Source organism: Pseudarthrobacter sp. NIBRBAC000502771 (genome assembly GCF_006517215.1).
GTDB classification, from domain to species: domain Bacteria; phylum Actinomycetota; class Actinomycetes; order Actinomycetales; family Micrococcaceae; genus Arthrobacter; species Arthrobacter niigatensis.
In genome coordinates, this window is record NZ_CP041187.1 from 517749 (window position 1) to 540295 (window position 22547).

At 65.6% G+C, this 22547-nt stretch carries 24 protein-coding genes and 3 tRNA genes; 10 read left to right on the top strand and 17 right to left on the bottom strand.

Going from position 1 to position 22547, the window contains the following annotated elements:
• Positions 1-155: 155 nt before the first annotated feature.
• From NIBR502771_RS02455 to NIBR502771_RS02485, 7 genes are all read left to right on the top strand, one after another.
• Complete coding sequence (locus NIBR502771_RS02455) at positions 156-872, top strand: CoA transferase subunit A (protein WP_141158320.1); 717 nt, start codon at positions 156-158, stop codon at positions 870-872.
• A 51-nt stretch (positions 873-923) separates the two neighbouring features.
• The gene (locus tag NIBR502771_RS02460) at positions 924-2363 is read left to right on the top strand and encodes a short-chain fatty acid transporter (RefSeq protein ID WP_210411305.1); all 1440 of its coding nucleotides are present in this window, start codon (positions 924-926) and stop codon (positions 2361-2363) included.
• Positions 2364-2401: 38 nt separating this feature from the next.
• A complete protein-coding gene (locus NIBR502771_RS02465; protein WP_141158321.1) occupies positions 2402-3073 on the top strand; it encodes a CoA transferase subunit B in 672 nt (223 codons plus the stop codon).
• Positions 3070-4254, top strand: coding sequence for an acetyl-CoA acetyltransferase (locus NIBR502771_RS02470; RefSeq protein WP_141158322.1), 1185 nt, complete (start codon positions 3070-3072; stop codon positions 4252-4254). Before NIBR502771_RS02465 ends, NIBR502771_RS02470 begins: the two co-directional genes overlap by 4 nt.
• A 146-nt stretch (positions 4255-4400) precedes the next feature.
• Positions 4401-4604, top strand: coding sequence for a cold-shock protein (locus NIBR502771_RS02475; RefSeq protein WP_009357211.1), 204 nt, complete (start codon positions 4401-4403; stop codon positions 4602-4604).
• Between the two features lie 120 nt (positions 4605-4724).
• A complete protein-coding gene (locus tag NIBR502771_RS02480; protein ID WP_141158323.1) occupies positions 4725-5060 on the top strand; it encodes a hypothetical protein in 336 nt (111 codons plus the stop codon).
• A gap of 64 nt (positions 5061-5124) precedes the next feature.
• Entirely contained in the window at positions 5125-5910 is a 786-nt protein-coding gene (locus tag NIBR502771_RS02485; protein ID WP_141158324.1) for a TipAS antibiotic-recognition domain-containing protein, read from the top strand.
• Positions 5911-5946: 36 nt separating this feature from the next.
• Here NIBR502771_RS02485 and NIBR502771_RS02490 read toward each other — a convergent pair whose 3' ends face one another.
• The 3 genes from NIBR502771_RS02490 to NIBR502771_RS02500 are packed head-to-tail and all read right to left on the bottom strand — an operon-like array spanning position 5947 to position 8859.
• A complete protein-coding gene (locus NIBR502771_RS02490; RefSeq protein WP_141158325.1) occupies positions 5947-6723 on the bottom strand; it encodes an enoyl-CoA hydratase in 777 nt (258 codons plus the stop codon).
• Positions 6720-7742, bottom strand: coding sequence for a 3-hydroxyisobutyrate dehydrogenase (gene mmsB, locus NIBR502771_RS02495; protein ID WP_141158326.1), 1023 nt, complete (start codon positions 7740-7742; stop codon positions 6720-6722). Before mmsB ends, NIBR502771_RS02490 begins: the two co-directional genes overlap by 4 nt.
• On the bottom strand, positions 7735-8859 hold the full coding sequence (locus NIBR502771_RS02500) for an enoyl-CoA hydratase/isomerase family protein (RefSeq protein ID WP_141158327.1): 1125 nt from the start codon (positions 8857-8859) through the stop codon (positions 7735-7737). The genes mmsB and NIBR502771_RS02500 overlap by 8 nt, the downstream gene beginning before the upstream one ends.
• Before the next feature lie 159 nt (positions 8860-9018).
• On the opposite strand from NIBR502771_RS02500, the gene NIBR502771_RS02505 reads away from it, so the two are divergent.
• Positions 9019-9825, top strand: coding sequence for an exodeoxyribonuclease III (locus tag NIBR502771_RS02505; protein ID WP_141158328.1), 807 nt, complete (start codon positions 9019-9021; stop codon positions 9823-9825).
• A 34-nt stretch (positions 9826-9859) separates the two neighbouring features.
• A complete protein-coding gene (locus NIBR502771_RS02510; protein ID WP_141158329.1) occupies positions 9860-10744 on the top strand; it encodes a hypothetical protein in 885 nt (294 codons plus the stop codon).
• Positions 10745-10751: 7 nt separating this feature from the next.
• Here NIBR502771_RS02510 and NIBR502771_RS02515 read toward each other — a convergent pair whose 3' ends face one another.
• The 5 genes from NIBR502771_RS02515 to NIBR502771_RS02535 all read right to left on the bottom strand — a co-directional run bounded on the left by NIBR502771_RS02515 (position 10752) and on the right by NIBR502771_RS02535 (position 15438).
• Complete coding sequence (locus NIBR502771_RS02515; protein WP_141158330.1) at positions 10752-11804, bottom strand: LacI family DNA-binding transcriptional regulator; 1053 nt, start codon at positions 11802-11804, stop codon at positions 10752-10754.
• Between the two features lie 152 nt (positions 11805-11956).
• The gene (locus tag NIBR502771_RS02520) at positions 11957-12202 is read right to left on the bottom strand and encodes a hypothetical protein (RefSeq protein WP_210411307.1); all 246 of its coding nucleotides are present in this window, start codon (positions 12200-12202) and stop codon (positions 11957-11959) included.
• Positions 12202-13101 carry a carbohydrate ABC transporter permease gene (locus tag NIBR502771_RS02525; protein WP_109045843.1) on the bottom strand — a complete coding sequence of 300 codons (900 nt, stop codon included), beginning with the start codon at positions 13099-13101 and terminating at the stop codon, positions 12202-12204. Before NIBR502771_RS02525 ends, NIBR502771_RS02520 begins: the two co-directional genes overlap by 1 nt.
• A complete protein-coding gene (locus tag NIBR502771_RS02530) occupies positions 13098-14135 on the bottom strand; it encodes a carbohydrate ABC transporter permease (protein WP_109045842.1) in 1038 nt (345 codons plus the stop codon). Before NIBR502771_RS02530 ends, NIBR502771_RS02525 begins: the two co-directional genes overlap by 4 nt.
• A gap of 7 nt (positions 14136-14142) precedes the next feature.
• Complete coding sequence (locus NIBR502771_RS02535) at positions 14143-15438, bottom strand: ABC transporter substrate-binding protein (RefSeq protein ID WP_141158332.1); 1296 nt, start codon at positions 15436-15438, stop codon at positions 14143-14145.
• A 140-nt stretch (positions 15439-15578) separates the two neighbouring features.
• Here NIBR502771_RS02535 and NIBR502771_RS02540 point away from each other — a divergent pair, with 140 nt between their 5' ends.
• Positions 15579-17387, top strand: coding sequence for a glycoside hydrolase family 13 protein (locus tag NIBR502771_RS02540; protein ID WP_141158333.1), 1809 nt, complete (start codon positions 15579-15581; stop codon positions 17385-17387).
• A gap of 33 nt (positions 17388-17420) precedes the next feature.
• Here NIBR502771_RS02540 and NIBR502771_RS02545 read toward each other — a convergent pair whose 3' ends face one another.
• The 9 genes from NIBR502771_RS02545 to NIBR502771_RS02585 form a co-directional block, all read right to left on the bottom strand.
• Positions 17421-18032 (bottom strand): hypothetical protein, encoded by a 612-nt coding sequence (locus NIBR502771_RS02545; protein ID WP_141158334.1) that lies wholly within the window; start codon positions 18030-18032, stop codon positions 17421-17423.
• Positions 18029-18667, bottom strand: coding sequence for a hypothetical protein (locus NIBR502771_RS02550; protein WP_141158335.1), 639 nt, complete (start codon positions 18665-18667; stop codon positions 18029-18031). The genes NIBR502771_RS02545 and NIBR502771_RS02550 overlap by 4 nt, the downstream gene beginning before the upstream one ends.
• On the bottom strand, positions 18664-19044 hold the full coding sequence (locus NIBR502771_RS02555; RefSeq protein ID WP_141158336.1) for a hypothetical protein: 381 nt from the start codon (positions 19042-19044) through the stop codon (positions 18664-18666). The genes NIBR502771_RS02550 and NIBR502771_RS02555 overlap by 4 nt, the downstream gene beginning before the upstream one ends.
• A complete protein-coding gene (locus NIBR502771_RS02560; protein WP_141158337.1) occupies positions 19041-19232 on the bottom strand; it encodes a hypothetical protein in 192 nt (63 codons plus the stop codon). The genes NIBR502771_RS02555 and NIBR502771_RS02560 overlap by 4 nt, the downstream gene beginning before the upstream one ends.
• Entirely contained in the window at positions 19229-19678 is a 450-nt protein-coding gene (locus NIBR502771_RS02565) for an Asp23/Gls24 family envelope stress response protein (protein ID WP_141158338.1), read from the bottom strand. Before NIBR502771_RS02565 ends, NIBR502771_RS02560 begins: the two co-directional genes overlap by 4 nt.
• 192 nt (positions 19679-19870) lie before the next feature.
• Positions 19871-21463, bottom strand: coding sequence for a glycoside hydrolase family 68 protein (locus NIBR502771_RS02570; RefSeq protein WP_141158339.1), 1593 nt, complete (start codon positions 21461-21463; stop codon positions 19871-19873).
• 585 nt (positions 21464-22048) lie between these two features.
• A tRNA-Phe gene (locus tag NIBR502771_RS02575) sits at positions 22049-22124 on the bottom strand.
• Between the two features lie 48 nt (positions 22125-22172).
• Positions 22173-22246: transfer RNA gene (locus NIBR502771_RS02580), tRNA-Asp, on the bottom strand.
• A 90-nt stretch (positions 22247-22336) separates the two neighbouring features.
• Positions 22337-22409: transfer RNA gene (locus NIBR502771_RS02585), tRNA-Glu, on the bottom strand.
• Positions 22410-22547 lie beyond the last annotated feature (138 nt).

Genomic DNA, 22547 nt, shown 5'->3' on the forward strand with positions numbered 1-22547 from the left:
CCCCTTGTCCACAATATGGATTGTTTTAGCCCTGCTGTCCATACTGTAGGGCATTTTCCAGTGATTCTTGACACGTTCTCCGCGACGGCCGTAGTCTCCAAACTCAGATCCCAACCGTCCACAAAGTGGACTACTGCGCTCAACGAGGAGACGACATGAAGAAACTCCAGGCTTCTGCCGCCACCGCCCTGGAGGGGGCACTGCAGGACGGCATCACCCTCGCCGTCGGCGGGTTTGGCTTGAGCGGCATCCCGGCCGACCTGATCGAGGCCGTCCGCGACTCCGGCGTCCGTGACCTCACGGTGGTCTCCAACAACATGGGCGTGGACGGCAAAGGACTCGGCATCCTTATCGAAGCGGGCCAGGTCCGCAAGGTGGTCGCCTCCTACGTGGGCGAGAACAAGCTGTTCGCCGAGCAGTACCTCGCAGGCAAGCTGGAGGTCGAGTTCACCCCGCAGGGCACCCTGGCCGAGCGCCTCCGCGCCGGCGGCGCCGGAATCCCGGCCTTCTACACCAAGACAGGTGTCGGCACCCTGGTGGCCGAGGGCAAGCCGCACGAGGTGTTCGACGGCGAAACGTACGTCCGCGAGCGCGCCATCGTTGCCGACGTCGCCCTGGTCCACGCCCACACCGCGGACACGGACGGCAACCTGACCTACCGCTACACGGCCAGGAACTTCAATCCGGTAGTGGCCACGGCCGGGATCCTGACCGTCGCCGAGGCCGAGGTGATCGTGGCGCCCGGCGAACTGGACCCGAACCACATCGCCACGCCCGGCGTCTTTGTCCAGCGGCTGGTGCAGGCCACGGAACGGATCAAGGACATCGAGCAGCGCACGGTCCGGCAGCGAACCGGCCTCGTCTCCGCCTGACGGGCCCACGCCTGCCCCTGATCCACAGCACTCATTGGAGAAATAACCCTCATGACCACCATGCAAACCGACCACCCGGACGTCCGCCAGAAGGGTTTGGCCCGGATGGCTGAAACGCTGGCCGGCTGGACGCAGAAGTGGTTCCCTGACGCGTACATCTTCGCCCTCGCCGGCGTCGTGCTGGTGGCCATCGCGGCGCTGGCCATCGGCGCCTCGCCCAAGGCCGTCGTTGATTCCTTCGGCAACGGGTTTTGGGACCTGACGGCGTTCACCCTCCAAATGGCCATGGTGGTATTGACCGGCTATGTGGTGGCCACGTCGCCGCCCGTGGCCAGGCTGATTGACCGGCTGGCGCAGGTGCCCAACTCCGCGCGCACCGCCGTCAGCTTCGTGGCTGTCCTGTCCATGTCCGTGTCATTCGTGAACTGGGGCCTGAGCCTGATCTTCGGCGGCCTCCTGGCGCGGGCGGTGGCCCGGCGGGCAGACCTGCACGTGGACTACCGGGCCCTCGGCGCCGCAGCCTTCATGGGTTTGGGCGCCGTCTGGGCCCTGGGCATGTCCTCCTCCGCCGCACAGCTGCAGGCCACCAAGGCCTCTATTCCCCCGGCGCTGCTCAAGGTCACCGGCGTCCTGGATTTTGGCACCACCATTTTCACCTGGCAGTCCCTGCTGACCCTGCTCATCCTCATGGTCCTCACCACGGTGATCGCGCACTTTTCCGCACCGACGGGAAGCGCCGTGAAGACGGCGGCCGATCTCGGCGTGGACCTCGATGACCAGCCCGAACCGCCGGCCGAAAAGTCCCGGCCCGGCGAATGGCTGGAATACAGCAGGGTCCTGCCCATCCTGGCAGGCGTGCTCACCCTGGGCTGGCTGGTGTCCCAGCTCCTGACCCTGCCCATCCTCAGCGTGGTCAGCTCACTCAACGGCTACCTCCTGGTCTTCCTGATGCTGGGGCTGGTCCTGCACGGAACCCCGCGCAAATTCCTGCAGTCTGTCACCAAGGCGGTCCCGGCCACGGCGGGAATCCTGGTGCAGTTTCCGCTGTATGCCGCGATGGCCGCCATCCTGACCAAAGCAACCGGCGCCGGGGGCCTGTCGGTATCCGAGCACCTGGCCCACTTCTTCACCAGCATCGGCGGCAACGGGGCGTTCGCCGTCATCATCGCCATCTACACGGCCATCCTGGGCATGTTCGTCCCGTCCGGCGGTGGAAAGTGGCTGGTGGAGGCGCCGTACGTCATGCAGTCCGCCACGGACGTGAACATGAATCTTGGCTGGACCGTGCAGATCTACAACATGGCCGAGGCCCTGCCCAACCTGGTCAACCCGTTCTTCATGCTCCCGCTGCTTGCCGTGCTGGGCCTGCGCGCCCGGGACCTGGTGGGCTTCACGTTCCAGCAATTCCTGTTCCACCTGCCGGTGGTGCTGCTGCTCGCGTGGCTGCTGGGCATGACGTTCGAGTTCGTGCCGCCGGTAATACCCAACTAATCCAACGAGAACAGCTAGAAGACCAAGGAGAAAACCCCATGGGATGGACCAGGGATGAAATGGCTGCAATCGCGGCCGCGGAACTGAACGACGGCGACTATGTGAACCTGGGGATCGGCATACCCACCCTGGTGGCCAACAACCTGCCCGAGGGCGTGCGGGTGGTCCTGCAGAGCGAGAACGGCCTGCTGGGCATGGGCCCGTTCCCCTACGAGGGCGAAGAGGACGCGGACCTGATCAATGCCGGCAAGCAGACTGTCACGGTGTTGCCGGGTGGCAGCATCTTCGACTCGGCCACCTCGTTCGGCATGATCCGCGGCGGGCACGTGAAGGTAGCCATCCTCGGCGCCATGCAGGTCTCCGGCAACGGGGACCTGGCCAACTGGACCATCCCCGGCAAGATGGTCAAGGGCATGGGCGGTGCCATGGACCTGGTGGCCGGAACCCCGCGGGTAGTGGTCCTCACCGAGCACAACGCCAAGGACGGCACCGCGAAGATCGTCCGCGAGTGCACGCTGCCGCTGACCGGGCTCAGCTGCGTGGACCGGATCGTGAGCGACCTCGCCGTGTTCGACCTGTACAAAACGGACGACGGCGGGCGGCAGCTGACGCTGACGCGCCTGGCACCGGGGGTCACCGAAGAGGAGATCCGTACGAAGACGGAAGCGGACTTCGAGGTCCGCCTTGATAACGAGGACGTGGCAGCATGAGCCTGAAGGAACAGTTTGGCAAGGACGTCCTGCTCACCGGCTGGGGACACAGCCGGTTTGGCAAGCTGGCGGAGGAGACCCTCGAGTCCCTGATCGTCCAGGTGGCCACCGAAGCGATCGGCAACGCCGGAATCGAACCCGGGCAGATCGACGAGATCTACATCGGCCAGTTCAATTCGGGCATGATGCCGCTGGCGTTCCCGTCTTCGCTGGCCCTGCAGGTCTCTCCGGCCTTGGCCAACGTACCCTCCACCCGGGTCGAAAACGCCTGCGCCTCCGGGTCTGCCGCCTTCCAGCAGGGCACCAAGTCGCTGCTGGCCGGCACTGCCCGGACCGTCCTGGTGATCGGCGCCGAGAAGATGACCCACGCCGGTGCGGACGTGGTGGGCGCGGCGCTGCTCGGCGCTGACTATGACATGGCCGGCAAGCCCTCCACCACCGGTTTCACCGGGCTCTTCGCCGAGGTCGCGAAGCACTACGAGAAGCGGTACGGGCCGGTCTCCGACGTCCTGGGCACCATCGCGGCCAAGAACCACCGCAACGGCGTGGACAACCCCTACGCCCAGCTCCGCAAGGACCTCGGCGAGGAGTTCTGCCGGACCGTCTCGGACAAGAACCCCATGGTGGCCGATCCCCTGCGCCGCACCGACTGTTCGCCCGTCTCCGACGGTGCGGCCGCCGTCGTGCTGTCCGTTTCCCCCACCGGCGGCGCCACCGCCCCGGTCCGGCTCGCGGGCTTCGGCCAGGCCAATGACTTTTTCCCCGCCGAGCGCAGGGACCCCACCGCGTTCGCCGCAACCCGCACCTCCTGGCAGCGGGCCATGGCGATGGCCGGCGTGGGCCTGGCGGACCTCGATTTTGCCGAGGTGCACGACTGCTTCACCATCGCCGAACTGCTCATGTACGAGGCCATCGGCCTGGCAGAGCCCGGCCAGGGCGCCCGCGCTATCGAGGAAGGCTGGGTATTCAAGGACGGCAAGCTTCCCATCAACGTCTCCGGCGGCCTGAAGGCCAAGGGCCACCCCGTGGGGGCAACTGGAGTCTCCCAGCACGTCATTGCGGCCATGCAGCTCACCGGTACAGCCGGGGACATGCAGCTCGCGGGGCCGCGCCGGGCGGCCGTGCAGAACATGGGCGGAGTGGGCATTGCCAACTACGTCAGCGTCCTGGAATCGGTGTAAACGCGCAGGCTAATGGCGCTTTTTATCGCGCCTACCCTTGCACCCGGGGCCTGCGCCCCGTACGTTGGGGACTGTGGGGGACTAACTCCCGCGCACCCCGGGACGATTCCGGGGAGAGAATCAGAGTCACATGAAGGAATGCAGCCATGGCAACAGGCACAGTTAAATGGTTCAACGCCGAAAAGGGTTTTGGCTTCATTGCCCCCGATGACGGGTCCGCTGACGTATTCGCCCACTACTCGGCAATCGCCACCAGCGGCTACCGCTCACTGGACGAGAACCAGAAGGTCGAATTCGATGTGACCCAGGGCCCCAAGGGCCCGCAGGCAGAGAACATCCGCCCGCTCTAAGTCTTCGGCGGCCACCGGCACAAGCCGGGACCCCATTCAGCGGCTCCCCCAACGTCAGTTGGGGGAGCCGCTTTCTTGTGCCGCCACTCTTCGGCTTTCCACATTTGGGATAATTGATTCATGACTCGACAGGACCAGGACAGGGACCCGTGGGAGGAGTTCGACTCCCTCGGCCCAGCAGCGCCGGACCTCATCCCCGGGCAGCCCGGCGGGGAGCCGCACGGCTTTGGGTTCCGGACCGGGGTCCGCAGCGCCCGCGTGGCCGTAGGCTTCGCCATCTATGCGCTTGCCCTGGGAACCGTCCTGGCCCTCACGGGATGCATCGTCTTCATCAGCCGCCAGCAGTGGCTCCTGCTGGGCCTCATGGTGCTCATTGAGGCCATCTTTGTTTTTTCGTTCACCCGGCTTGTGGCCCAGGCCAGGCACCGGGCCCCACGGGACCGCCGGACCGGCTGAACACCACGCGCCGTTTTGACATTGTTGTTGACCTTGACGCAGCGTCAACCCTTAGGCTCGCAGCATGCAGGATTCTTCCAACACCGGCGGCAGTGACTGGTCCATCCAGGACGTAGCCAGGATCGCCGGCACCACCAGCCGCACGCTCCGTCACTATGACGACATCGGCCTGCTGAAGCCCAGCCGGGTAGGCCACAACGGCTACCGCTATTACGACGGCGCCACCCTCCTCCAGTTGCAGCGGATCCTGTTGCTGCGCGAACTGGGCCTGGGTTTGCCGGCCATCGCGGAAGTCTTCCACCGCGAGGCGGATCCGGTGGCAGCGCTGGGCCGGCATCTGGAATGGCTGGGCCAAGAGCAACAGCGGCTGGCCCGGCAGGCGGAGTCCGTGCGGCAAACAATCGAAACAGTAAAGGCAGGAGGCCAGCTGATGGCTGAGGACATGTTCAAGGGCTTCGACCACACGCAGTACAAGGATGAAGTTGAAGAACGGTGGGGCAAGGACGCCTACGCGGCATCCGATAAGTGGTGGCGCGGCATGGGGGCTGCCCAGAAACAGGAGTGGAAGTCCCACGCGGAGGAGCTTGGCCGGGACTGGAAGGCTGCTGCGGCTGCGGGCGTCCCTGCGGACGGCCCGGAAGCGCGCGAACTGGCAGGGCGGCATGTTGCGTGGCTGAAGTCCATCCCGGGAACACCTGCCGCTGGGAGCGGCGGCGATGTCCGGGGGTACGTCACCGGGCTGGCCGACATGTACGTGGAGGACCCCCGTTTCGCCGCCAATTACGGCGGGGCTGAGGGGGCCCGCTTCGTCCGGGAGGCCCTGCACAGCTTCGCCGCACAGTACCTCTAGGCGGCGCCTGCGGGCAGGGCGAATCAGCTGCCGGGTCTACCGGTGCTTGAATTCCGGCTGGCGCTTTTCGGTGAACGCCGCCATGCCTTCCTTCTGGTCCTCCGTGGCGAACAGGGAGTGGAAGAGGCGCCGTTCGAACACCACTCCCTGGGCCAGCCCGGTTTCGAAAGCGGCGTTCACGGCTTCCTTTGCCGCCATCGCCGCGGGCTTTGACTTTTCGGCGATGACGCCGGCCACCTTGAGTGCTTCGGACACCACCTCTGCCGCCGGAACCACCCGGGACACCAGCCCGCACCGGTCCGCTTCCTCCGCGTCGATGAACCGTCCGGTGAGGATCATGTCCATGGCCTTGGCCTTGCCCACAGCCCTGGTCAGGCGCTGCGAGCCGCCCATGCCAGGGAGTACGGCAAGGTTGATTTCCGGCTGCCCGAACTTTGCGTTGTCCCCGGCGATGATCAGGTCGCACATCATGGCCAGTTCGCAGCCGCCGCCCAGGGCGAAGCCGGACACCGCCGCGATGGTGGGGATCCGCAGCCGGGTGAGCTCCTCCCAGCCCCGGAACCAGTCCGCGACGTACATGTCCATGTAGCCCTGGTCCGCCATCTCTTTGATGTCGGCTCCCGCGGCGAAGGCCTTTCCGGAGCCCGTGATCACCACCGCGCCCACGCCGGGATCGGAATCCATCGCCGTCACGGCGGCCACCACCTCCTCCATGGTGGCCTTGTTCAGCGCATTCAGTGCCGCGGGCCTGTTCAGCGTCACCAGTCCGACCCTGCCCTGCTGCTCCACCAGGATGTTGGCGTACTCCGTCATTCCGGACTCCCGTCGTCGTATGCTGTTATGGCCGGACGCCGGCCCGGCACCTCCGTGCCACCGGCCCCTGCGGGCCCGTCCCCGGCCTGCGGCTCCGATGCGCCGCGGATGTCCGTGATGATGGCGGAGAAGTCCCGGCCCGCTCCGCCCTCCGCGGCAAACCTATCGTAAATACGCGCAGCGAGCGCTCCCATCTGTCCCGCCACCCCGGTGCTGTCCAGGGCGTTGACGGCAAGGTTGAGGTCCTTGGCCATGAGGGCGGAGGCAAAACCCGGCTGGTAGTCCCTGTTGGCCGGGCTGGAGGGCACCGGTCCGGGCACTGGGCAATTGGTGGTCAGCGCCCAGCACTGGCCTGACGCGGCGGAAGCGACGTCGAACAGGGCCCGGTGCGTCAGCCCCAGCTTCTCCCCCAGCACGAACGCTTCGCTGACCGCGATCATCGAGACGCCCAGGATCATGTTGTTGCAGATTTTGGCGGCTTGTCCGGCTCCGTGGGCGCCGCAGTGCACCACCCGCCTGCCCATCACTTCCAGGAGCGGCAGCACTTCCTCGAAGCCCGCCGCGTCGCCGCCGGCCATGAAGGTCAGAGTGCCTGCCTCGGCTCCCACCACGCCGCCGGAAACGGGGGCGTCAACGGAACGGTGGCCCGCTTCAATGGCCAGCCGGGCAGCTTCCCGTGCTTCGTCGACGTTGATGGTGGAGCAGTCAAGGAACATGGTTCCCGGTGGCGCGGCGGCCAGGAGTCCGGGCTCCCCCGGCTGCCCGGTATCTCCGGGGTTGCCCCGGTAAGCGTCCAGGACATGCCGGCCGCTGGGGAACATGGTCAGTACCACGTCGGCGCCGGCAAGTGCTTCGACGGCGGTGGCCGCCACTGGCACACCCTGCACCTGGGCCGCTTCCATGGCTGCGGGCACCACGTCGAACCCGGTCACCCGGTAACCGGCGCGGACCAGGTTCAAGGCCATGGGACCGCCCATGTGCCCAAGGCCAAGGAACGCCACGCTGCCGTTCTCAGGCATGGTCCGCCTCCGTCACTTCCAGGTCCGTTCCGGGTTGCAGGTCCAGTTCCCGGCCGTCCAGCGGCTGGAAGAACCTGTCCACCTGGCCCGGCAGCACCTCTGCCAGCGTGGCCGGCTTCCACTGCGGGTTCCTGTCCTTGTCCACCACCTGGGCACGGATACCTTCGCGGAAATCAGGGCCGGCAAGGAACCGCAGCCCGGCCCGGTACTCCTGGGCAAGGGCCTCGTCAAGGGTCAGCTTCGCGGCCCGGCGCAGTGATGCCAGGGTGACTTTGACCGACGTGGGCGACTTGGCTTCGATGGTGTCCGCCGCCGCCGTGGCGTCTTCCCGGCCGGGGCCGGTCCATGCCCGGAGCCGGGCAACGATGTCCCCGGCATCGTCGGTGGCGTAGCAGGCATCGATCCAGTCCCGCTGCCCGGCCAGGGCAGAAGGCGGGGACTGCCCAGCATAACGGGCGACGACGGCTTCCGGGGTTTCAGATTCCAGTTCCGCCACGAGGCGGGGCAGCGACTGGGACGGGACGTAGTGGTCGGCAAGGCCCAGGAACAAGGCGTCCCCCGCTGCCAGGTGGGCGCCGGTCAGCGCCGCATGGGTTCCCGTCTCGCCCGGTGCGCGGGACAGCAGGAAGGTGCCGCCGACGTCCGGCGCGAACCCGATGGTGGTTTCAGGCATCCCCATCCTGGTCCGTTCGGTGACCACGCGGACGTTCCCGTGCGCCGAGATACCCACCCCACCGCCAAGGACCAACCCGTCCATAAGGGCGACGTACGGCTTGGGGTACCGGGCGATGAGCGAGTTCACCCGGTACTCGGTCTGCCAGAAGTCAGCAGTCCGGGTTCCGCCGTGAAGGATGTCCCGGTAGATGGCCACGATGTCACCGCCCGCGCACAGGCCACGCTCCCCGGCGCCCTGTACCAGGACGGCGGCTACGTCGTCGTCCTTGACCCACGCGGTGAGCTGCCGCAGGAGCAGGTCCACCATGCCCTCGGTGAGCGCATTGACCGCCCGGGGCCGGTTGAGGGTGACCACACCGAGCCGGCCGCGGTGGCCAAAAAGCACCTCCGCGCCGCCGTTTCCTGCACTGCTGTCCGTTGTGGTGCCCGTGGCTGCGGTCATCGGCTGGTGCTCCTTCACGTGGTGGCCGGCATGTGATCCAGGCCATTCTGGTGCGAATATACCCGCCGCCTGCTGCCCGGGACCAACCGCGGCCGGAAGGCGGGACCGGTCCCGCGAGGGCTTTACCGGGCGCGCGGCCGCCAAGGTAAGTTAGGAACCGTGAAGATAGCTACCTGGAATGTGAACTCGCTCCGTGCCCGCGCCGACCGCGTTGAAGCCTGGCTCCAGCGCAGCGACTGCGACGTCCTGGCCATCCAGGAGACCAAATGCAAGGACGAGAACTTTCCGTGGGAACTCTTTGAACGGATGGGTTACGAGGTGGCCCATTTCGGGGTGAACCAGTGGAACGGCGTTGCCATCGCCTCCCGGGTGGGGCTTGAGGACGTGGAACGGACGTTCCTGGACCAGCCCTCGTTCGGCAAAGCCGGAAAGGACCCGGTGCAGGAAGCCCGCGCCATGGCTGCCACCTGCGGCGGCGTCCGGGTCTGGAGCCTCTACGTCCCCAACGGCCGCTCCCTGGACGACGAACACATGCCGTACAAGCTCAAGTGGCTCGAAAGCCTCAAGACGCACGCCCAGGCGCTGGTTACGGAGAACCCGCAGGCGCAGGTGGCCTTGATGGGGGATTGGAACATCGCGCCCTTCGACGATGACGTCTGGGACATCGACCTGTTCATCGCCAACCGGGCAACGCACGTCAGCCCGCCGGAGCGGGAAGCGTTCCACGCCTTCGAGTCGGCCGGCTACACCGATGTGGTGCGCCCCTACACCCCCGGCCCCGGCGTCTACACCTACTGGGACTACACCCAGCTGCGGTTCCCCAAGAAGGAAGGCATGCGGATCGACTTCATCCTGGCTTCCCCCGCCCTGGCCGCCCGTGTCACCGGCGCTTTGATCGACCGCGAGGAACGCAAGGGCAAGGGTGCCTCTGACCACGCCCCCGTGCTGGTGGAATTGGCCGACTGATGACCGCGCCCTGGACCCATGCAAGGAGACCGTCGTGACGGGGAACCTTTACCGGGGCCAGGCCGGCCTGCCTTTCTCCTCCACGCTGCGCGTCTACGAGCCCCTGGAGGCCTTCCCGGAAGAACAGCGTCCGGCCATCGCGGCGGCGGGCGCGCAGGCCGTGTCACGCGCCGCCGTCGAAAACGCTGAACTGCTCGCCTCGCTGGGACGGATTACCCGCTCCGGCGGGGACCCTTTCCCCACCGGACGCACCGACCTGGTGCGCGTCACCACGGCACCGGGCGGTGGAACGGCCGACGACGGTGCTGACGCCGGCAATGAGCCAGTCCTCCTGTATTGCCCCAGCCAGCTGGTCCTCCGCGCCGGACTGGCCGCCAACGCCCTGATGGAGGGGATTCACGGCCCGCTGGCCGAACTGCTGATCCCGGAGGAACAGCGGGACCGGCACCAGGAGCGGATCGACCTTGTGAAGGCGCGCGACGGGTCCGTCCGCGTCCACACCCGTGCATCCACCTGGGGTATCCCGTTCAGCTGGTTCTCTCTGTTCATGGAGTCCGACCGCAAGGACGTGGTGGAGGCAGCCGGGCGAATCCTCACCGTGCGCGTCTGGGCGCCCATCACCGATGCCCTGGAGCGGGCCCGCTACGCAGTGGCCAACCTGGCCCTCGCCGCCCCTGACCTGGACATGCTCGATGACCTGGCCCAGCTGACGGAATGGCTCGAGCTGTTCCACGTGAACTCCATGGTGGAACTGGACTACGGGGCCGTGGCGGACAAGGTGTACCCGGATGAATCCCCCATGGATATCAGGCTGGGCATCGAATGCCTGGCGGAGGGAGATATGACCGGTGCCGCGGCAGCCTACCGCCGGCTGGCCTCGCGTTGGATTCCCATCCGCCAACTGGCCCGCGCTTCCTGAGGCGGTTTCAGCCCTTGGGAGGCGCCGTGGTGCGCCGGATGATGAGTTCATGGGGCGCCACTGCGGAGCGGACAGCCCCGACCTCGCCGTCCAGTTCGTCCAGCAGCATCTTCGTCGCCAGTTCGGCTTGTTCGTCCGGGCGCTGCCCCACAGTGGTCAAGCCCATGGCGGCAGCGAAGTCGTGGTTGTCGATGCCCACCACGGACAGGTCGCCGGGCACACTGACACCTATGCGGTTGGCTTCGAAAATGACGCCCATGGCCATTTCGTCCGAGGCGCAAAAGATAGCCGTCGGTTTCTGTCCCGGACCCGACCACAGCCGGCGGAAGGCCTCCTGGCCACTGCGCACGGTGAAATCGCCCCATTCGTCCCATTCCGGCCGGGTGGGCAGACCGGCTGCGGCCATGACGTCCTTGAATGCCAGGATGCGGACGCGGGGAACGTCGAAGTTCAGGTCTGTCTCGTCGTCGCCGTGCAGCAAGGCGATGTCGCGGTGGCCCAGGTCGATCAGGTGCCGGACCGCGGTGGACGCGGCGGCGTAATCGTCGATGCCAATGTAGGGGCACTCCTCGACGTGCCCTCCCACCACCACCAGGGGAATGTCGATCTTCTGGAGGTGTTCGATCTCGTCATGGCTGAGGGCCATGCAGAGCACCAGCAGGGCGTCGATCTGCTTGTACACCATGGTCTTGCTGAAGAGCCGCTCGCGGTTGCTTCCGTGGCCCCCAAGGTTGAAGAGGGAGAGGTTGTAGTGCCGGGCGTGCAGTTCGCGGTCCGCGCCCTCGATTGCTTTTGAAAAGAACCATCGGCTGACGAACGGGGCCAGGACGCCTATGGTTTTGGTGCGACCCGTGGCCAGTCCGGAAGCGGAGGACGAGGCCACGTAGCCCAGGTTTCCGGCCACTTCCAGGATCTTCTCCCTGGTGGCTGGGGAAACCCGGGGCAGTCCGCGGACCGCGCGGGAGACGGTCGCTGTGGAGACTCCGGCGGCCGCGGCCACGTCTTCGATGCTGACGCCGTTATGGCCGCCCCGCTGGGACCTTTCCGTTGTCCGTGCCACCGCGTCCCCCTTTTAACTCCTTTTCGGCGTAGGGCCGGCTGGCCCTGCGTTTACCCCCGGCCTTGTATTTTTCCATTCCGGGGACGGGCAGTGATAACCGGACCGGCGGCTGCGTGCAAAGTCACAGCCACCGGTAACCGGTGCCTTCTTCACTATCGTCGGGCTGGAAGTTTCCGGCGCAGCCGCACCATCCCGTACAGGGCCAGCAGGCTGGCCAGGAGGCCCAGCGCCCATCCAAGGGCGGGTTGGGCTGTAACTTCCATCCACACAGTGACTACCAGGAGGACCAGCGCCCAGAATGCGAGGAAGCCGATGATGATGTCGAAGTCCTCACCCGAGCGGACCAACCGGCTGCGGGTTCCCGCCCCCGGGGTCCGGGGGCGGGAACTGGCGCCCATCACTTAACAGCACCTGCCGTCAGGCCGGCCACGATCTTGCGCTGGAAGACCAGCACCAGGATCACCAGCGGGATGGTGACGATGGTGCCCGCGGCCATGATGGCCGTGTACGGGATCTGGTTGGGCTGTGCACCGGCGAAGTTGGCGATGGCCACCGTCACCGGCTGCGTTGCGTCGCTGGACAGCTGGCTGGCAATCAGGAACTCATTCCACGAGGAAATGAAGGCCAGGATTGCGGTGGTGAAGATTGCCGGAGCAGCGAGCGGCATGATGACCTTGCGGAACGCCTGCCCCTGGGTGCAGCCGTCCACGCGGGCTGATTCCTCGAGCTCCCACGGCATTTCCCGGAAGAACGAGGTCATGGTGTAGACCGTCAACGGGAGCACGAAGGAGATGTTCGGGATAATCAGCGCCTGGTACGTACCCATCCAGCCGATGTTGGTGAACAGCTGGAACAGCGGGGTGATCAGGGCAACGCCGGGGAACATGGAGGCACCCAGGATGAAGCCGAGGACCAGGAACTTGCCCTTGAAGTTCAGGCGGGCCAGGGCGTACGCGGCGAAGACACCAATCAGCAGGGACACCACCGTCACGACGCCGCCGATGAACACACTGTTCAGCAGCGCCTGCCCGAACCTGTTGCCAAAGGACGTATCGAAGGCAGTCTTGAAGTTGTCCAGGGTGACATGGGTGGGGAGGATCGAGGTGTCGTAGGTGAAGCCCACCTCACGGAACGCCGTGACCACCATCCAGTAGGCCGGGGCAAGGCACCAAAGCAGCACGATGACCGCACTGATGTAGGTCCTGCCCTGTGCCCACTTTTCCCGGTTCTGGGCTGCCTTGCGGCCCTTGTCCTGCCGGGCCCGCAACGCCGAGGCGTCTGCTGTTGCCGTGGTCATTTCTTCCCCTTTCCTGTGGCGCCGCTCTGCTCAACCACGTTTGCCCCGAGGAAGCGGACAAAGATGAAGGCGACCAGGAAGATGATGATGAACGTGATGGTGGACAGGGCAGCTGCCGCGTTGAAGCCTTGCCTGATCTGGTTGATCACCAGGATGGACAAGGTGGTGGTGTTGTTGGCACCGCCGGTGAGGATGTACGGCAGGTCGAACATGCGAAGCGCATCCAGGGTACGGAACAGGACTGCCACCATCAGCGCGGGCTTGACCAAGGGCAGGGTAATCAGGCGGAACCGCTGCCAGGCAGTGGCGCCGTCCACCTTGGCGGCTTCATAGACTTCCGCCGGAATCATCTGCAGGCCCGCCAGGATCAGCAGAGCCATGAAGGGGGTTGTCTTCCAAACGTCCGCGATGACAACGGCCCACTTGGCCGGCCATTCGCTGCCCGTCCACAGGATGGTGGTGTTGAACAGCTTGTTGGCAATGCCCTCGAAGGCGAAGATGAAGAACCAGAGCTTGGCCGTCACGGCGGTGGGGATGGCCCACGGCACCAGGACAGCTGCACGGACCAGGCTGCGGCCGCGGAATTCACGGGCCATGATCATGGCCATCCAGAAACCCAGAACGGTTTCGAATGCCACCGTGACGACGGTGAAGAAGAATGTCGTAGCGGTGGCGGACCAGAACTGGCCGCCCAGGGTGCCGGGCGGGCAGGCAACAGTTCCGCCGGCAGGGGCCGAACACTGCTGTGCGAGCCAGTTCACATAGTTCTGGATGCCGGCCGGCCCACCTGCGGTGAACAGCCCTGTGGCAGGGTCCAGGCCGGCGTCCTTCTGGAAGGACATGACGATGGCGCTGATGATCGGGTAGACGATCACGATGCCCAGGGCGATGATGGTGGGGGCGAGCAGCCAGGAAGCCCAGCGTCCCTGGCTGGCGATCCTGTTGTCCTCGCCTACGCCCTTGGGCGCGTGATGGACGGGGGTCCCGCCCGACGCCGGTGACTTTACCGGCGTCGGGCCTAGTTCGGTTGCCATGGCAGAACTACGATCCCGCACCGGCGGATTCGATGGATTTCTGCATGTCAGAGAGTGCGGAGTCCACTGTCTTTTCTCCCTTGATAGCGGAGTAGGCGTTGTCTTGGATTGCCTTGGTAACAGCCGGGTAGAAAGGCGTCACAGGACGCGGTACGGCATTCTGGATGGACGTCTTCAGCACCGGCAGGTAGGGCAGCTTGGCAACGAGTTCCTGGTCGTCATACAGCGATCCGAGAACCGGAGCCAACGAGCCCTGGGTAGCGTAAAACTTCTCGGTCTCCGCCGAGGTCATGAACTTCATGAAGTCAAGGGCAGTTGCCTTGTTCTTGGAGTACACGCTGGTGGCAAGGTTGTGGCCGCCGAGTGAGGATGCCCCAGGTCCATCCGTGCCCGGGAGTGCAGCCAGCCCCGTCTTGTCCTTGACGGCCGACGAACCTTCAGTAGTGATCAGGTTGAAGGCGTAGGGCCAGTTGCGCAGGAACAGGAGCTTACCGCTCTGGAACGCCTGGCGGCTGTCCTCTTCCTTGTACGTGATGGCTTCCTTGGGAATGTTGCCGTCAGCGTAGGCCTTGGCCAGGTTCCCCAGGCCGGCCTTGGCCTCGGCAGTGTTCAAGTTGGGCTTGCCGTCCTTGTCCAGGACGGAACCGCCGGCGGAGTTAATGGCCTCGGACGCATTGACCGTGAGGCCCTCATACTTGCTGAACTGGCCCGCGTAGCATCCGATGTTGTTCTGCTTGGCGATGGAGCACATGCCCATCATCTCGTCCCAGGTCTTGGGAGGGGTGGGTACCAGGTCTTTCCGGTAGTAAAGGATGCCGCCGTCCGAGGTTTTCGGGGCCGCATACAGGGTGCCCTTGTAGGTTGCGCTGTCCACAGTCGGCTTGAGCATGGCGCTGGTGTCGATCGCCATCTTGTCCTTCAGCGGCTGCAGCCAGCCCTTGGCTGCGAATTCAGCGGTCCAGACGACGTCCACATCCACGACGTCGTAATCCGACTGCTTTGCCTGGAAGTGCTGGACAAGGTCGTCATGCTGCTGGTCGGCCTGGTCGGTCTGTTCCTTGAAAGTGACTTTTTCGTTCGGGTGGGCCGCGTTCCACTTGTCCACCAGGGGGCGCACCACGTTGCTGTTGTCTTTGCCCTGGACGTAAGTGATGGGGCCGCGGCCGTCGAGGTTGGCGCTGGCGTCACCGCCTCCACCGCCGCCCCCGGTGGTGCCCCCTCCACCTCCACCGCCACAGGCGGACAACGTCAGGGCCAGAATGCCGGCAGTGGCAGCCGGAAGCAGGAATCTCGGGGTTTTCATTAGCTTGAAGCTCCTCGCTGAGTGACAAGTAAGTCGACAGTGCGCTTGCTAGGTGAGGTTGATGTGGTGACCATCACACTAGTAAGGTTGCTGTCTGCAATGCAAGCGTTTACATCAAAAAGTTATCAGAGGGGAACCAAATGACCGATCCAGCCGTTCCGGTGCCGGGCCCAACCCCTTCTGCATGGTGGGCGGACGCCGTGGTTTACCAGATTTATCCCCGGTCGTTTGCAGATGGCAACGGTGATGGCATGGGCGATCTCCGCGGCGTCACGGGCCGTCTTTCCTACCTGGAGTCCCTTGGAGTGGATGCCATCTGGCTCTCTCCGTTCTACAAGTCGCCGCAGGCAGATGGCGGATACGACGTGGCCGACTACCGCCAGGTAGACCCGCTCTTCGGCTCCCTGGAAGATTTCGACGCCATGTTGCAGGAAGCTCACCGGCGCGGCCTGAAAGTCATCGTGGACCTGGTTCCGAACCACACCTCTGACGAGCATGCCTGGTTCCGGGAGGCGTTGGCGGCACCCCCGGGGAGCCCTGCGCGGGACCGATACATGTTCAGGGACGGCAAGGACGAGGTCCCGGGATCCGGCGACGGTGGCCGGGCCCCCAACAACTGGAAATCCGTGTTCGGCGGGCCGGCCTGGAGCCGGGTTCAGGAGGCCGACGGGTCGCCGGGCCAGTGGTACCTCCATCTGTTCGATACCAAGCAACCGGACCTGAACTGGGACAACCCGGAGGTCCAGGAGGAAATGCGTTCGGTACTGCGCTTCTGGCTGGACCGCGGGGCCGACGGCTTCCGGGTGGACGTTGCCCACGGCCTGGTAAAGGAAGCGGGACTTCCGGACTGGGACGGTGTTGCCGCCATGGTGGAGGGAACCTCCACTCCCCGCCTGGAGAGCCATCTGCCCGGAGACGCTCCCCACGCCCACACCGACGCCGAAGAACCCCACCGGTCCGTGTCCCCCATGTATCCGCCATCTCCTTTCTTCGACCAGGACGGCGTCCACGCCATCTACCGGGACTGGCACCGCGTCCTGGCGGAGTACGGCGGGGACCGCATGATGGTGGCTGAAGCATGGGTGGAGCCGGCCGAGCGACTGGCCCGCTATGTCCGGCCGGATGAAATGCAGCAGGCCTTCAACTTCGACTTCCTCCTGGCAGGCTGGGATGCCGAACGCATGGCTGATGCCATCGACGCCTCCCTGGCGGCGGCAGCATCCGTGGGGGCTCCGTCCACCTGGGTGCTCAGCAACCACGACACGGTGCGGCACACCACCCGGTTCGGCCTCAAGGATCCCACCACGTTCCCGAAGGGCATCGGGGCCGCCGACGAGCAGCCCGACGCGGCGCTGGGCCTGGCGCGGGCCCGCGCGGCCACGCTGGTTGCGCTGGCGCTGCCGGGTTCGGCCTATCTTTACCAGGGCGAGGAGCTGGGCCTGCCTGAGCACACCACCCTTCCCGATGAGGCGAGGCAGGACCCAACATTCTTCCGGACCCATGGTGCCGAAATCGGGCGCGACGGCTGCCGGGTCCCGCTGCCATGGACTGCGGACCAACCCGGGTACGGGTTCTCCGGTGAGTTGTCCGGCGAGGCACGCGAGCCATGGCTCCCCCAACCGGAAAGCTTCGGGCCCCTGGCCGCCGACCTTCAGGACGGCGAGGAAGGCTCAACCCTTGAGCTGTACCGGGCAGCCCTGTCCCTTCGTGCGGCACAACAGCTGGGCCGCGGCAGTGTGGAGTGGACGGCTGAACACGCGCCGGACAGCGGCCTGCTGGCGTTCCGGAATGGAGGCGTCACGGTCCTGTCCAACATGGGATTCGCTTCCGCCCCCTTACCCGAGGGGTTGGTCGTGGTGCTGTCCAGCGGTCCCGAGCCGGCCGAAGAATGGACCGGCATGCGGGAGGTTCCCGTGGACACCACCGTGTACCTCATGGGCGGCAGGTAACCGCAGCGCGCCTGGACGCCCTTCGGCGGCATGTCAGCGGACGCGTTCAGCCCTGCTGAAGCGTGTCCGCGCCCCGGCGCCGATGTGGATGAGGACGGGAAACTCCTTGCCCACCACGGCCTCCAGGGCGTCCACGAGGCCGGTGACCTCGGCGGCCAGCAGATGCGGGGCCACGCCCTGGCGCGGCAGGAGCCGGACCTTCAAGGCCGGCGTTCCCTGGACCTCGTAGGTGGTGACGGTTGCACCGGCGAGGTCGGGGCGCCCTTCAAGGGCATGCCGGAGGGCCTGTTCTGCCACCCCGCCACCGATGCGTACGTCGCCGGGAGTGTCGCCGGGATCGTAGTCAAGTGCCAGGAGGTTTGACTTGCCCTTTCCCTGCTGCGCGATCCACGCCACCATGAGCCCCATCAATGCCAGCAGCGCCAGCGCCACCACGATCCACAACCAGCTTTCCGGCCGGCCCGGGAACCGGGTGGAATCGAACAACTGGTTGATGCCGCCCCAGGCACCGGAAGACCAAGAGTGCCACCAGGCGCCCACAGAGGGAACGGTGGCCAGCAGCACCAGGAGGAGTCCGGCCCCCAGCAGGAGCAGGCCCAGCACGGTAAGCAAAATGCGGTTGAGCAGTGTCGGGGTGCCGTTCATGCCCCGATCACCCCCGATGGCGCCACATTGACGCGAGGGATGGGTGCCGGTTCCAGCAACATCCGGTCCAGCTCATCCCGGACGGCCTCAAGTACCCTTTCCGGGTTTACCGGGACGCCGGAGGTAGGGCGGACATTCACCAGCACCTGCCGCTGGGAGACGACCACCATGACCTGGTCCGGGGTGACATTGGCGGCGAGGCGCGCGCGGCGGGCCAATGAGGATGCGATGACCTCGTCGTCCACCACCACGGCAGGGAGCCCTTCCCCGGGTGCGCCGGCCAGCACGTGGCGCGCGCGTTTCCCTGGGAGGATCCCACTAAGCAGGAAGATCAATCCCAGCATCGCGAGCACGGCGCCGATTGCCGCCAACAGCAGCGGGGGTATCCCGGCGGGAAGGTCCACGATGCGCTGGGCAGCGACTTGCGGCTCCACCAGCCACGCCGGCTGCCCCACTGCGTGCACCCCGGATTCGAGGACGCCGTAACCGGCCAGCACCAGCACCAGGACGGCGGCCACAACCGACACCACGGCCCTGCCGGAATGTGTCTCGCGGTAGACCACCCTGCCCATGTCCGGGCCGTTGCCTCTCCGGGTCCCGCTGCCGGCCCGGCGGCTCTCCACGCTGCTGCTCACCGTACCCGCCCTTCTGTACTGATCCTTGCCCCGCTGATGCGGATGTCCACCCGGCTCACCTGTGAACCGCTGAGTTCCGACACCTTCGCCAGGATGCTTTCCTTGGCCTTCACGGTGCGGTCCCGGATGGAACCTCCAACGATGCCGATTCGCGCCCGGTCCGCTGCCACCGCCTGTAACGGCGGGATGCTGATGGGGGCGACGAGGGACAAGGCCAGCAGGCCGTCGTCGTCCGTCCAGTCCGCACGGATGTCCTGGGCGTCGACGCCCAGCGCCTGCGCAGCCGCCGCTTTGGCAAGGCTGGTCAAAGCCTGGGTACTAATCCGGTTATGGCCGCTGAGCGCCTGCGCACGCACAACGGGCGCGGGCGAACTCATGAGGACGAGCGCCGGCCGATGATGGCATCGAAAATGCCGCGCAGGTCCAGCTTTCCTTCGGCGGCGCGGCCCAGGAGGGCCCCAATGGCCATGAAGAGAAGGGAAACCAGGAAGCCCCAAAGACCGAACTGCAGCGACATGAACGCCACGAATGCGCCTATGGCCGTGCCTGCCACGGTGAGGTTCACAGCAACGCCTCCCGTTCGGAAGCGGCCGGGGCTGCGGTCTTGACCGGGGGTGGGACATAGACGTCGGTGATCTCGACGTTCACCTCGATCACCTGCAGACCCACCAGTTCTTCGACCGCCCGGTAAACGGCGGCACGGACGCTGTTGGCCAGCGCATGCAGGGGCGTTCCGTAGCTGGCCACCAGGGTGATATCGACGGCTACCTGCGTTTCGCCTACTTCCGCGTGGACACCCGCGGCGTGGTCGGAGCTTCCCACGGCGTCGCGGATGGCGCCCAGGGCACGGGACGGGCCCGACCCCAGTGAGTAGACGCCGGGAACCGCGCGGGCAGCGATCCCCGCGACCTTTGCCACGGCGGTCTCGGAAATAACTGTCCGGCCCGGACCGGGAGCCGGGCTGGCGGCAGGACGGTTGGGCACCACGGGTTGTGGGTTCTGGTATTCCATCAGGCACTCCCCCTTCTGTTGGTTCCACCCTATCCCCAGGCTGCGACAGATGGGCTGGAAACCCGTCGGCGCAGCCGCACAGACCGGGTCCAGGAGTGTTGAAGGAAAGCGGTTATTAAAGGAACCAGGCGGGGAGCCGTGGGACTCCCCGCCTGGTTCACGTACTGCTTGAAGCTGCCGCGGTGGGCAGGCCTACTTGTAAAGGCCTTCGCCGCCGACCCTGACGTTGGTGGGCAGGTAGCCGAACGGACCCAGCCCGTTCCGGCCGAACGTCCTGTCCACCTGGGACACGCCGTCGCGGAAGTTGATCTTTACCGTCGGCGAGAGGGAACCGCCACGGACTCCGTTGACGTTGTCGATGAAGGACTGCACCAGGCCGCCGGGCTGCACGTAGTGCGAGTATGCCTGGAACTGCCGCCCGTTCTGGTTCGGCGTGGGCGCCTCCGGGGACTCGGACGGAAGGTTCAGGTCCGTGGGCGAGCCGAGGGCCAGGCCACTGTTGTTCATGGGCTGGTAGTCCGAACGGATGCCGTTGCCCACGAACCCGTACACGCCGTCGGGACCGCGCATCCCTGCCGCGTAGGTGAACTGGTGGCTGATGGTGAACAGGTAGTACTTGTTCTTGCCGTTTTCATTCTGGATGAAGATCTGCGGGCGCTCGGTCTGGTCGTTCACGCAGTTCCCGGAAAGGATGGGCGGGAGGAAGGACCACTTGGTCAAATCCTTGTTGTCCGCGACCGCCAGCCCAACGTTGGCCGTCTGGTAGAACGCGCCGCTGTTCTGGACGTCCGTGACGCTTTCTGCGTGCGGGTCCCCGGGGCGGTAGCCCAGGTCCTCGGCCTTGCACTGGTAGTCGCCGCGGTTTTCCGCGGTGTTGCCTTCGAACACCATGTAGGTCTTGCCGGGATGGGCCGGGTCCTGGAAGGTGTACGGGTCCCGGAACGCAAAGCCGGCGTTCTGCGCCTTGGTCTGGTACATCTTTCCGTCCGGTTCCAGCAGCTTGGTGTGCTCGAACCCGTCAAAGGTAACCCCGTTCTGGTCGGCGTGGATGTTTCCCAACGCCTTGGCGATGACGGCGTCGGGGGCGATGCCGCCGCCGCCGGCGTTCCGCTCGGCCACATCGTAGAAGGTGGTGGCGGTATAGAAGACGTTCACGTGGTTGCCCTGCATCAGGCGGGTGGAGCCGGACCACTCGGTGTTTCCGATGGACGTGTTGTCCAGGAACAGGTGCCCGCCGTAGTTCCACTTGTCCTTGGCGGGATCAGCGTTGGTCTTGCGGAAGAAGTACCCGATCCGGGCGTTCCAGTGGCGCTGGTCAAAGCCGTATCCGGCGTGCCGGTCGGCGACCAGGGAGAAGATGACGTCCCACCCCTTGTAGCTGATCTGGTTCGCGTTTTCGTCCGTCGGGGACCAGGTGTCCCAGACCCAGACGTCGTCATTCATGGTGGGGAAGTCCTGCGGGATCTCCGGCATGGTGACGTCAGGGCTCATGGAGTTTGCGCCCGGGGAGACGGTGGAGTCGCTCTGCGCCATGATCTGCTTGGCGTCTGCGCGGGTCCACTTGGAGGTGAAGTCCGACGCCGGGTCAAAGGCCTGCTGCGTGTGCTGCGTCGGCAAGGGGAAGCCTGGCGTGGGGGCAGGCATCTGCTGGACGGCGGGCGGATCTGAGGGCTCATTGGCCTGGGCCGCGGGGACGGCCAGGAAGGCCGAGGCGGCCAGGGTCGCCGCCAGCGCTGCGGCCGCAGTGCGCCACCGCAGCAGCCGGGGTTGGGGGTGCTTGTGCATTTCTTGCTCTTCTCGCGGAGTTGTGACATTTCGTGGAAGGCGGGCGTGTGCCCATGATCCCGAAACAAACCGCGGCCCCGGCGACACCTCAGGCGTCATCGGGGACGCCGTTGTGCTGCGGGTGGAGGCAGGCCTGGGTAGGGCCTGGCCGGCCGATGGAAAGCATGCTGTCCTCCGGCCGCGCTCCACCGTAGACGGGGTGGAACGGACAGTTCAAACCCTGTTTCACACGCCAAAACGGGTTACCGGCGAGTAGAGTGCAAGCGCTTACATCAGCCAATGCGCGCGCGTGCCATATCCGTTTGGCGCAGGTCAAATGTTTCAAAAGTCAGACAAATAATTTTCCCAGGCCGGACGGAATGTTGTCTGCGCCACACAGTGCGGGACCCGCCGCTGTCCCGTTTACGGGACCAACGCATATACCCGCACCAGCTCCGAAGCTTGTGCGCGTACCACGACCCTCAGCGTCGCGATCCGCGAACAAGGTAGAGGGGTATGCGACCAAGCTGGAGGGTTATGGGGCCCGGAAACCGGATGAGCCTTAAAGCAGAAAAGCACCAGTTCCGAAGAACTGATGCTTCCCAGTGGTGGCTCCGACCGGCGTCGATCCGGTGACCTTTCGATTTTCAGTCGAACGCTCTACCAACTGAGCTACAGAGCCTAGGTGACTAGTCACCATGACAGCCGGAATTTCTTCCAACAATCAGAGCGACCCTGACGGGACTTGAACCCGCGACCTCCGCCGTGACAGGGCGGCGCGCTAACCAACTGCGCTACAGGGCCTTGCGTTTCTTGCTTTGCAGTATCTCTACCGCTTTTTTCAAGGCTTCCAGCCTACCAGACTTTTTTAGCCTGCTTGACCAGTTCCTTGCGTACCCCCAACGGGATTCGAACCCGTGCCGCCGCCGTGAAAGGGCGGTGTCCTAGGCCGCTAGACGATGGGGGCCAGAACCCGTTCGGAACAAAATAAAAGGCGTCAAGCGGGGCTTTCCGTCTTTGTCCTCTGCGTTTCTCCGAACTGGACTCTAAAACTATAGGGGCTAACCCGGAATATTCCAAAATCGGCGGAAAACCCCGCCGTTTG

Coding starts and splice junctions, on each gene's coding strand:
- NIBR502771_RS02465 (WP_141158321.1), top strand. CDS start 2,402: ATGGGATGGACCAGGGATGAAATGGCTGCAATCGCGGCCGCGGAACTG.
- NIBR502771_RS02500 (WP_141158327.1), bottom strand. CDS start 8,859: ATGACCGCAGCCACGGGCACCACAACGGACAGCAGTGCAGGAAACGGC.
- NIBR502771_RS02545 (WP_141158334.1), bottom strand. CDS start 18,032: ATGAACGGCACCCCGACACTGCTCAACCGCATTTTGCTTACCGTGCTG.
- NIBR502771_RS02490 (WP_141158325.1), bottom strand. CDS start 6,723: ATGACGGAGTACGCCAACATCCTGGTGGAGCAGCAGGGCAGGGTCGGA.
- NIBR502771_RS02570 (WP_141158339.1), bottom strand. CDS start 21,463: ATGCACAAGCACCCCCAACCCCGGCTGCTGCGGTGGCGCACTGCGGCC.
- NIBR502771_RS02460 (WP_210411305.1), top strand. CDS start 924: ATGACCACCATGCAAACCGACCACCCGGACGTCCGCCAGAAGGGTTTG.
- NIBR502771_RS02565 (WP_141158338.1), bottom strand. CDS start 19,678: ATGGAATACCAGAACCCACAACCCGTGGTGCCCAACCGTCCTGCCGCC.
- NIBR502771_RS02520 (WP_210411307.1), bottom strand. CDS start 12,202: ATGGGCGCCAGTTCCCGCCCCCGGACCCCGGGGGCGGGAACCCGCAGC.
- NIBR502771_RS02455 (WP_141158320.1), top strand. CDS start 156: ATGAAGAAACTCCAGGCTTCTGCCGCCACCGCCCTGGAGGGGGCACTG.
- NIBR502771_RS02535 (WP_141158332.1), bottom strand. CDS start 15,438: ATGAAAACCCCGAGATTCCTGCTTCCGGCTGCCACTGCCGGCATTCTG.
- NIBR502771_RS02555 (WP_141158336.1), bottom strand. CDS start 19,044: ATGAGTTCGCCCGCGCCCGTTGTGCGTGCGCAGGCGCTCAGCGGCCAT.
- NIBR502771_RS02525 (WP_109045843.1), bottom strand. CDS start 13,101: ATGACCACGGCAACAGCAGACGCCTCGGCGTTGCGGGCCCGGCAGGAC.
- NIBR502771_RS02475 (WP_009357211.1), top strand. CDS start 4,401: ATGGCAACAGGCACAGTTAAATGGTTCAACGCCGAAAAGGGTTTTGGC.
- mmsB (WP_141158326.1), bottom strand. CDS start 7,742: ATGCCTGAGAACGGCAGCGTGGCGTTCCTTGGCCTTGGGCACATGGGC.
- NIBR502771_RS02485 (WP_141158324.1), top strand. CDS start 5,125: ATGCAGGATTCTTCCAACACCGGCGGCAGTGACTGGTCCATCCAGGAC.
- NIBR502771_RS02530 (WP_109045842.1), bottom strand. CDS start 14,135: ATGGCAACCGAACTAGGCCCGACGCCGGTAAAGTCACCGGCGTCGGGC.
- NIBR502771_RS02470 (WP_141158322.1), top strand. CDS start 3,070: ATGAGCCTGAAGGAACAGTTTGGCAAGGACGTCCTGCTCACCGGCTGG.
- NIBR502771_RS02540 (WP_141158333.1), top strand. CDS start 15,579: ATGACCGATCCAGCCGTTCCGGTGCCGGGCCCAACCCCTTCTGCATGG.
- NIBR502771_RS02480 (WP_141158323.1), top strand. CDS start 4,725: ATGACTCGACAGGACCAGGACAGGGACCCGTGGGAGGAGTTCGACTCC.